This window comes from Paenibacillus alkaliterrae (assembly GCF_021532375.1).
Lineage (GTDB): Bacteria > Bacillota > Bacilli > Paenibacillales > Paenibacillaceae > Pristimantibacillus > Pristimantibacillus alkaliterrae.
Map to the genome: position 1 here is coordinate 1 of NZ_JAKGAP010000113.1, position 1,402 is coordinate 1,402.

Genomic DNA, 1,402 nt, shown 5'->3' on the forward strand with positions numbered 1-1,402 from the left:
CTTTGCTGCTCATATGTTCTTTCATTTGTCGGCCTTCATGCGATGGTTATGAAGGTCATTTTTTCGGGCAACTGCGCAACCAATCCAGAGTGTTATGCGCTGTTACTGCCTTCTTCGGGTTTACTCACAAAATCTTTCTTGGCATTACTAAATCGAATTATTGAAAAATCAAGAGTTGATGCGACAACCTTGTTTCTAATCGGATATAAATCTGGTGTAAATCTTAATTCAATGTTTTCAGATACTAGTTTTCCAATTAAATCCTCTACTTGTTCGACTTTTATCGGGGTAATTTCATGGTGTGATATATAATATCCAGCTGTTTTAGCTTCTTCAAACAATTTAAATGTCTCATCTGGGAATGTATACATATACAATTTTACATTTCTTATACATTCTAGCCACTGATTCTCTACAACAATAATCTTGTCCACACTGGATTCACCAAAAAATCTATTTAAATCTTCTTCATTCGTCCATTCCGCTTTCCAGTAGATTACTCTCGGACAATCACGTGGAAAACAATAATGTAATTTATGGCTCTTATCAATGGCCCAAACAGCGGGTTCTATATGAGGAAATGCTTTTGATTGTCTAGGTTTAAAAACTTTAATATTAGGCTCTTCACTAAAATGAAAAAGCACTCACTTCATTCCTTTCCGATGGATGTAAATGTTTTTTTCTTCTGCAGTAATTGCGCATAACGTTTCCGTGTTCACGACGTCCCACCACCCTAAAGGAACGAAGTGACTGGCCGCGATGCGGTTGGGTGGTGCGGATGTGTCCCGGCAGCTACTTCTCCGACTTTACTTCCGGGACCGAGGGGCGTATGCCCCGATGCGTGAACACATTGTTATGTTCTGTACCCCTTCAGCCGCAGCGTAGACCGCAGCTTTCCAAGCTGCTCCTCATCCCGCCCGTTCTCGCCTTGCCGCAAAACTAGCGCATGTCGAAAAACCCTCAATTGCTCACACTCTTCATCGCCGAAACGGAATAAGGAAAAGTCCACAGCAGCTGATCCGGCAGCCATTTGCGTCCGGGGATACTTTTGACACGATTGACGTGCCCTTGCTCAAAGGAACTCATTTTTACAGCTATTTCCCGGTCATTTCGTTTCAATAACGTAAGGTTCATTTGTACCAGACCTTTCCGATTAGTATACCAGCTGCAGCAGCATTTGGAAATAGAAACCAATCTTTCCAACCGCCAAAAAGAAAGGAGGAAACCCGTCGTCTGCCATGAGACGCCGGGTTTCCTCCGATGCTTTCGAAGCTTATGAAGCTGTTACCGGATATTTTGCCACAGCCTTGTTGATTTCGTCAACCTATACCTGAGAGAGTAGGAAGCAGCTCAAATTCCTTGATTTTAATCGCCCCATGACAGATGGTCTCGCGCACGTTTT

At 42.9% G+C, this 1,402-nt stretch carries 1 protein-coding gene; it reads right to left on the reverse strand.

The window, feature by feature from the left end; genetic code table 11:
- Positions 1-92 precede the first annotated feature (92 nt).
- Positions 93-644: a DUF6886 family protein gene (locus L1N85_RS26005; protein ID WP_235241928.1), complete on the reverse strand. Its 552-nt coding sequence runs from the start codon at positions 642-644 to the stop codon at positions 93-95.
- Positions 645-1,402 lie beyond the last annotated feature (758 nt).